The following is a 6,968-nucleotide window of genomic DNA, read 5'->3' on the forward strand; positions in this document are numbered from 1 at the left end:
TCAGTGCGTCCGCACTGAACACGATGACTAGCTTCGGTATGCCGGTGTCGGTAAAAATCTAAAAACGGACCGAAACTGGGGACGTTTTTGCCTGGCGTCGATTAATTCAACAACGCCCAGTTTCTCGGTCTCACCGAAAGCAGCACGATCCCCGATGCCAAGACGATCTGGCTGTTTCGCGATCGCCTTGCCCAGGCTGGTATGTGCACCAAGCTGTTTGACCAGGTTCAGCAACAACTGCTGGCGCATGGCTACCTGGCGCGCTGCGGCCAGATCATCGATGCCTCTCTGGTGCAGGCACCGGTTCAGCGCAACAAACACGAGGAAGCCGAGACGGTCAAGTAAGGCACCATGCCGATTACCTGGAAGGCCCATAAACGCGCGCAGAAAGACGTCGACGCTAAGTGGACGAAGAAGCACGGCAAGAACCACTTCGGCTACAAGCTTCACGCCAGCATCGACAAGCGCCATAAGCTCGTGCGCAAAGTCATCATCACCAATGCCGCCGTGTCCGACAGCGTGGTGTTTGAAGCCCTGCTCGATCCGAACAACACCAGCCGCGACGTCTATGCTGATCGCGGTTACCCGAGTGCCGAGCGGGAAGCAACGCTGACAGCGGCTGGCTGGCGCGTACAAATCCAGCGCAAAGGCAGTGCCAACAAGCCAATCTCGGAAACCCAAAAGCAGCGCAACAGGCGCATCGCCACACCGCGGGCACGGGTCGAACATGTCTTCGGCGCCATGCGTCACATGGGTGGAAAACTGGTGCGCCGCATGGGAATTGTGCGCGCTACCTTCGCACTGCAACTCAAAACCGCCAGCTACAACTTGCAGCGACTCGTCTATTTGAAAGAACGCGGCATCGAGGCGTTCTAAAACGCGCAAACCAGTCAAAACCGAGGCGCCCAACTGCCCGGTAAAGCTGGCCACTGCGGTCAATCGACTGACCACCGTCGTCGAAACAAGCAATAAAATCGAATGTGAATCACGCTGGCGACCTCGACTGCTTGCTTATTCAGGTGAAAATCCGGTTATTCGAGGTTGCCTTAACGTACTTTAAATTCCGTTTTCTGAGAAGACCCCAAGAAAGATGTCGCGTCAATTCATGCTGTTGGCACCGACGATTTTTTGACCCAAGCCTCGAAACGTCCGCAATGGGTCGAGGGCGGACGGTCGCCGCCACCGGTCAGTGATTCTGCTTAACCCGGATGGCCTTTCCGTTGCACCTCAAACCCCGTCCACGGCGAGCTTCTTTTTGTGTTGTTGTCAAAATCAATCTTCCTTCTGTAATTTCGGGACCGTTCGCGTCGAGAATAAGGTGGCGGCCAGAAACACATAGCAACTTGGTTTCGCCTTGACGGCCCGATCGAGTTCTTGACCAGGTAATGCCTCATTCAACAGGCTAGCCAGACTTTCACGCAGGTGCCGCATCTGCGCTGGCAGTTTGCCGTATGACCTGACTTTGGCCTGAGCTTGCGGCGACACGAGCATGCGAGCAGCGCGATCGATAACGCCGCACTCGATTACTTCCCATTTGATACGACTTAGATCGCGGATACTGTCAATATCGACAATAAACACTGCAATCGTTACGTAACGATTGCGTTACGTAACGATTGCGTTACGTAATAAAATTGCTTACTATTGCTTGATTCGCCACCCAACTGGAGTTCAAGATGCCTCGCCTCGCTACGATCACGAGCAACGACGTCGCCGCCATTGCCGAGCGCCTAAAGATTTCGGGTGTTCGGCCGACGATAAGTGCAATCATGGACGCCCACGGGAGTGGGAGCAGAGGCACCGTTCACCGCCTACTACGCGAATGGGAGTCATCTCAGCTGCAGTCGATAGTGCCAAGCGCGGTCCTTCCCGCGCCCATTCAAGCGGCCTTGCTGAAACTAATTGGCGAGGAAAAGAGCTCGGCAATTCAGCCACTCACAGAAAAGTTGGCCGATAGCGAACACGCGGCCGACGAACTTGCGCGTGAAAATGAGCGCCTGTCAAACTGGATTGTTGAGTTGAGGGAAGAATCGTTGGCGCTGCAGGCAGCTGTAGCGAATGGAGAAGGGCGCTTCGCTTCGCTCGAAGCCGAAGTGGTTGAGGCGCGTGATTCGGCCGCGCGTGAACGCAAAGCGGCGGAAGCTGCCCGTACCGACCTTGCAAAAGCGCAGCTGCGGCTGGAAGGTGTACCCGTAATCCAGAAGGAATTGACGGATGCGCGTGCTTTGGTTGAGCTTGAACGTGAACGCCGGATCGCGGCGGAGCAAAATCATGGGATAGCGATAGCGCAGCGCGATGCGCTCAACGCACGCCTTGGTGAAATGAAAGAGCAGCTCAGCGAAGTGAAAGTGCATGAGGAACTGACGATGAAATCGCTCCAGCTCGAAAGGGACGATGTCCGCCGGCTGAGCCAGTCATTCGCTGACCTCCGCGTGAAAGCTGAATCGGCACATCGCGACGCGCTCCAGACGAAAGCGGATAACGATCGCCTGACGCTTGAGATTGATTCGTTAAAAAGAGTCCAAACAGGACAGCCGAGCGATGCGGATCGGCCTGGTTCGAAACCGACGAAACAAGAGAACTTTTGAAGACATAATCGCTGCTAGCACCGCGGGTTGCCGCGCTCTCGTTGGTCGCTGGCGTGGGCAACTCATCCCACTTCTGCGCGTCCGATCCGAAATTTCTGCCGCGAATGGACATGCTCAAGAACACACAATGAGTCGATTCGTATCACTCTGCAATTGCCAAATCGATCTTCTCGCGTTCGAACGAGCGCACTAGGTCTAGGGCATCCTGATCGGTGTACACCATCGTCGTGTCGACGCTCGCGTGACCAAGCAGGCTGGCTACCTCCCGCATCGACTGGCCTTGCAATAAGGCGGCCTTCGCAAACGTATGGCGCAGCCAGTGCGGCGACGCCGCTCCAAGTTCAGACGCTAATTCGTGCTCGCCGGTGGCCGACAGTAGACCCGCCGTGGTCTGCAACCGGGTTTTGACGATCGCATGCAAATGCTGCCGCGTCGAGAGTTCCTTGAATTCCCCAAAGTACCGCTTCGATTTCACACCGCGCACGACGCTGCCGGCGATTATCACCTTTTGCGTGTATGGGGAAAGAAGCAGGGCACCTAATTCCGATTCAACCGGGCTGGGCGCCAGGCCAAACCCCATGCGGTAGTCCTGGAGCGAGCGGAGCAGCGTCTGCGTCACCGGCATCCTGCGCTCCTTGCCTCCCTTGGCGCATGCTGCATCGACCCTGAAAATCCAATATCGCCGTTTTGTTTTTGGATCTGCCAATCGGTAAAACGATCCCATGGTCGACCCAACCAACTCGCTCGCCCGCAGTCCCAGCTCGCGCAGCGCCGTCAAAATGAACCGGTCACGCAACGCGACCATGCGAGATATCGCTGTGCCGCCCTGTTCCCGCTCGAGCGTGGACAGGACGACCTGGAACACGTCCAGGTCGACCGAGCGCCGCGCGTTGACCTTGCGGCGTGCGCCGGCGCCGTCGAGGGCCATTGGGTTGATGCGGATATAGCCCATCGCATGCCAGGTTTTAAGCATTGCGTGGACGAAGCGCTCGATATCGGACCGGCTACTTGCCGATGGCTGCGTCCGGAATGGGGTGTATCCTTCATCGTCAAGGCGGGCAAAGCCCCTGTCGATCCGGGCGCACAGCGCATCGGCCGGCAGGTTGGCCAAGAAGTCTTTAAAGCGACCGACATCCTGGATCGACCAGCGCGATGGCGTGGTCATCGCCACGTTTTCGCAGTACCACTGCAGCTTGGCCAGGTGATAGCGATATGTCGTCACGGTTTCGACCGACCCGTTGCGGCTTTTACGCGCCACCGCACCGAGCCATACCTCGGCGGCTTCCCAGTCGCTCGACACCGGACCGAGCCCGTGCCCGGGTTGCGGTGCCGCCATCATCAGGTCGACCGCGCCACTCACCTCGGTCACTTGAACAAGGTCCGTCATGGGGTCTCCTTGCGCAGGGCCGGGGGGATCGCGGCGCCGCGCTGGTAGGCCAGTTGCCGGAACGTTTCGAGCAGCAGCTGATCGTCTTTCGCTTTCGCCCTTGCGGCCGCTTCGACACAGGCGCAGCGCTCACGCCAGGACCGGGTTTCGCCGCGCGCATCATCGACGGCTCGCAAATACAGAAGACGCGCATCTTCGATGGCACCGGCAAGCCGTTCGAGCTGGACGGTCTGGGCGCCCAGCACTTGCTTTGTCTGCGCCAGATCCTCACGCAAGGCGACAATAGTCTGTTGGCCGGACTCCAGTTCGGCCGCTTGGCGGCCGGCCAGCAGGTGCGCTTCTCGCACCAGACGTTCGAACTCCACGGCCCGCTCTTTCCAGATGGTGGCGGCGGTGCCATCTTTCGCGCCTGTAGGTGCGCCGATCGCCGTCGACTGTCTCGGTGCCGGCGCCTGCCCGATCGCCCCGATCACGGCCAGGCGCACCAGTTTGGCCAACTCCGGTGCACTGGCCTTGATCAGTTCCGCGGAGCCCGCTTGCTCGCGCTTGAGCTCGCCGACCAACAAGTCTTTTTCGTGGGCCAACGTGGTGGTCGACGGGCGGCGCTGCGGCGCATAGGCGGCGAGGAGCTTGCGATACGTGGCTGGACCGTACACCGCGCCTGTGACACCATGGACCGCGCGCAAAAAATCGCGCACGAACGGGCGGTGGTCACGCGGATCGAATGGATGACGCGCTTCAAGCGCCTGCAACTGCCCGATCAACTGGCGGGCATGATCGTCATCAAGGCTGAACGCGGGGCGGCTCATAGATGTCAGGCCTCCGGCGCCGACGGCGCGTGCGAAAACCCCGGCAGGACCGTGCTGCCAGCGGCGGCGATATCGCCGACCAGGTTGTGCAGGCGGCGCGGCGGCTGTCCGAAAACAAACCTCCGGCGAGACGCCAGATAGGCTCCTTGATCGGCTACGAACGGGCCGAACGCCAGAGCCAGATCGATGAGCAAGGTGCGCAACACTGCGTGATCGTCGCAGGCGAACACCGAGTCACCCGGCTCAATGACCAGCGAGGCCTTGTTGTACTTTTCCAGCTTTTCAGGGCGGGGCGTGACGAACATGCGACCAGCGCGGCGCCTATGGGTGAATGGCGAGGCGTCTCCCGGATCACACGCAAACTCGTGAGAGCTATGGATGTCCGTGTTGACGAACCAGATCCGTTCCAGAATCGGTGCTGTCGAGAAAGACGTCGATACGTTCATTTAGCCGCACACACGGTGGTAAAGCGGCCACTGGCGGCACCGTAGGTCTTCATCGTCTCCATTGCCCATTTCGAGGCGGCTTCGTTGCAAGACTTCTCGCTGGAGAATTCAGTGGTGGTCATTGACATGGCAGGGCCCTGCTGCAGGAACAAGGTCAGGATGAGGACATACATGGACGCTTTCGTAGTTGCAATACAGGTACATTAACCGGTATTTATAAACCTGTAAAACAATAGATTCTTACTTAGCACCGATTAAGTAATATTCTCACATACTCCTCCGTTTTGTGTGTCTCTGAAGCTCTCAGAGGCGTTGGTGCACTTAAAAATCGAAGGCGACAGTCCCCCAACCCCTGCCCGATTATGCTGCCATTTTTTGACTGCGAACGCAGCTTGGGCGTGCGGCGACCAGCATGCGGTTTAACACAGCGACCCCGACCAGCATGCGGTTTAACACAGCGACCCCGATGGAAGGGTTGGGGGACTGTCGCCTTCAACTTTTAAGTGCACCAACGCCATCCATCGCAGCTTTCACAATAGTGCTCATCCACGACTCGGCGCCCACCACGCCTTCGTGCGAGTACCCTTCGACCATGACGACGACGTCGCGCACGAACGGCACCATGCCCGCAACTTCGCCGGCGACAGCCTTGCCGACCCACGCGGCCCTACGATAACTGGGGCCACCCCGATCACGTACACATCGCGGGAATCCAGAAGTAAGGGTCTCGGGGCGAAGCCCTGAGGTGGCAAAGCATTTGCCGACAAAACTGGATGTATTGAGCCGTGCGATATACATCCGGCATCCTGCCCAGAACGTTGATAGAAATTCTGCACTGAAATTGCATTGAATCTGCGCTGAGTTTGAAGCGAAATGTCCATACATTTGGAGTCCTTTTGCGATAGGCTGGCAGCTCAAGCGCACCGATTCTGCAACCTGGTAACACTCAAATAGTGGTGCAAAGATAGGATATCGCGAGAGAGATTTAGTGATGGGAGAACTGAACCCAATCCACCCAAGTTAAGGATTTCCTCCGTGCTTAACATGGCTTTTGCGCCATGTGCTTGTGGGGTTTCGGTTTTGGTTTGCGCGGTTTTGACAAGTTTTCTCGATGGAGGTAGGTCTGTTTCGCAATCAGATTCAGCACCTCGCTCAATCGCTTGCCCACCTTTTTTCCGAGCAGCAGAGCCGGCATGAACGGTTTGAGCGCGGTCTGCGCGTAGGCATGGTTGATGCGGTCGACTTCGCGCAGAGCGGCCTGCTCATGGGCGGTCAACGCAGCCAAGGTCTGCAAGTTATCGCACATGAATTTGGCTGCGACGTCCTACACCACGGCCTGCTGGGAAAGGCCGGAAACATGCTCCAAATTGAGCCGGTGCTTGAGCCACTTGAAGGCCTCCTCGATGCGCCAGCGCTTGTGATAAGGGTCGCCGAAGGCGCTGGTGGGTATTCCGGTCCATCGTGCCCACTGATTCCGGTCTATCGTGCCCAGCCATTCCGGTCCATCGCGCCCAGTTTGAGGGACTGACCGGAATCACTGGTCACGATGCCGGAATCAGTGGGCACGATACCGGAATGGTTGGTCACGATACCGGAACGGTGTCGTGGAACGCCGAGACGATGTTACGCATATAGCAACCGAACGGGTACGCTTCCAGCTTTTGTCTGGAGAGAGCATGCCCGCACCGAGGATCAATATGCGTAAGATAAAAGATGTATTGCGATTGAAGTTGGACGC

General features: G+C 57.9%; 10 protein-coding genes and 1 pseudogene. 3 read left to right on the top strand and 8 right to left on the bottom strand.

Going from position 1 to position 6,968, the window contains the following annotated elements; translation table 11 throughout:
- Positions 1-129 precede the first annotated feature (129 nt).
- Both ACP7EY_RS23555 and ACP7EY_RS23560 read left to right on the top strand, forming a co-directional pair.
- A pseudogene (locus ACP7EY_RS23555) lies at positions 130-345 on the top strand (IS5 family transposase); the annotation flags it as partial.
- Positions 346-351: 6 nt separating this feature from the next.
- Complete coding sequence (locus tag ACP7EY_RS23560) at positions 352-876, top strand: IS5 family transposase (RefSeq protein WP_426197688.1); 525 nt, start codon at positions 352-354, stop codon at positions 874-876.
- A gap of 396 nt (positions 877-1,272) precedes the next feature.
- On the opposite strand, the gene ACP7EY_RS23565 is transcribed toward ACP7EY_RS23560, so the two are convergent.
- Positions 1,273-1,581 carry a hypothetical protein gene (locus ACP7EY_RS23565; RefSeq protein ID WP_426197689.1) on the bottom strand — a complete coding sequence of 103 codons (309 nt, stop codon included), beginning with the start codon at positions 1,579-1,581 and terminating at the stop codon, positions 1,273-1,275.
- A gap of 95 nt (positions 1,582-1,676) precedes the next feature.
- Here ACP7EY_RS23565 and ACP7EY_RS23570 point away from each other — a divergent pair, with 95 nt between their 5' ends.
- Complete coding sequence (locus tag ACP7EY_RS23570) at positions 1,677-2,588, top strand: DNA-binding protein (RefSeq protein WP_426197690.1); 912 nt, start codon at positions 1,677-1,679, stop codon at positions 2,586-2,588.
- Positions 2,589-2,730: 142 nt separating this feature from the next.
- Here ACP7EY_RS23570 and ACP7EY_RS23575 read toward each other — a convergent pair whose 3' ends face one another.
- The 7 genes from ACP7EY_RS23575 to ACP7EY_RS23605 form a co-directional block, all read right to left on the bottom strand.
- Entirely contained in the window at positions 2,731-3,975 is a 1,245-nt protein-coding gene (locus tag ACP7EY_RS23575) for a tyrosine-type recombinase/integrase (protein WP_426197691.1), read from the bottom strand.
- The gene (locus ACP7EY_RS23580; RefSeq protein WP_426197692.1) at positions 3,972-4,784 is read right to left on the bottom strand and encodes a hypothetical protein; all 813 of its coding nucleotides are present in this window, start codon (positions 4,782-4,784) and stop codon (positions 3,972-3,974) included. Before ACP7EY_RS23580 ends, ACP7EY_RS23575 begins: the two co-directional genes overlap by 4 nt.
- 5 nt (positions 4,785-4,789) lie before the next feature.
- A complete protein-coding gene (locus ACP7EY_RS23585; RefSeq protein ID WP_426197693.1) occupies positions 4,790-5,230 on the bottom strand; it encodes a hypothetical protein in 441 nt (146 codons plus the stop codon).
- Complete coding sequence (locus ACP7EY_RS23590) at positions 5,227-5,403, bottom strand: hypothetical protein (protein WP_426197694.1); 177 nt, start codon at positions 5,401-5,403, stop codon at positions 5,227-5,229. Before ACP7EY_RS23590 ends, ACP7EY_RS23585 begins: the two co-directional genes overlap by 4 nt.
- A 319-nt stretch (positions 5,404-5,722) precedes the next feature.
- Positions 5,723-6,115 carry a hypothetical protein gene (locus ACP7EY_RS23595; protein ID WP_426197695.1) on the bottom strand — a complete coding sequence of 131 codons (393 nt, stop codon included), beginning with the start codon at positions 6,113-6,115 and terminating at the stop codon, positions 5,723-5,725.
- A gap of 154 nt (positions 6,116-6,269) precedes the next feature.
- Entirely contained in the window at positions 6,270-6,536 is a 267-nt protein-coding gene (locus ACP7EY_RS23600; RefSeq protein ID WP_426197696.1) for a hypothetical protein, read from the bottom strand.
- Positions 6,537-6,554: 18 nt separating this feature from the next.
- Positions 6,555-6,722: a transposase gene (locus ACP7EY_RS23605; protein ID WP_426197697.1), complete on the bottom strand. Its 168-nt coding sequence runs from the start codon at positions 6,720-6,722 to the stop codon at positions 6,555-6,557.
- Between the last annotated feature and the right edge of the window lie 246 nt (positions 6,723-6,968).

The organism is Massilia sp. DWR3-1-1, assembly GCF_049898325.1.
Lineage (GTDB): Bacteria > Pseudomonadota > Gammaproteobacteria > Burkholderiales > Burkholderiaceae_D > JAFCUW01.

Bases quoted from the DNA above. Each gene is read 5' to 3' on its own strand.
- ACP7EY_RS23560 (WP_426197688.1), top strand. From the start codon at position 352: ATGCCGATTACCTGGAAGGCCCATAAACGCGCGCAGAAAGACGTCGAC.
- ACP7EY_RS23570 (WP_426197690.1), top strand. From the start codon at position 1,677: ATGCCTCGCCTCGCTACGATCACGAGCAACGACGTCGCCGCCATTGCC.
- ACP7EY_RS23575 (WP_426197691.1), bottom strand. From the start codon at position 3,975: ATGACGGACCTTGTTCAAGTGACCGAGGTGAGTGGCGCGGTCGACCTG.
- ACP7EY_RS23580 (WP_426197692.1), bottom strand. From the start codon at position 4,784: ATGAGCCGCCCCGCGTTCAGCCTTGATGACGATCATGCCCGCCAGTTG.
- ACP7EY_RS23585 (WP_426197693.1), bottom strand. From the start codon at position 5,230: ATGAACGTATCGACGTCTTTCTCGACAGCACCGATTCTGGAACGGATC.
- ACP7EY_RS23590 (WP_426197694.1), bottom strand. From the start codon at position 5,403: ATGTATGTCCTCATCCTGACCTTGTTCCTGCAGCAGGGCCCTGCCATG.
- ACP7EY_RS23595 (WP_426197695.1), bottom strand. From the start codon at position 6,115: ATGTATGGACATTTCGCTTCAAACTCAGCGCAGATTCAATGCAATTTC.
- ACP7EY_RS23600 (WP_426197696.1), bottom strand. From the start codon at position 6,536: ATGTGCGATAACTTGCAGACCTTGGCTGCGTTGACCGCCCATGAGCAG.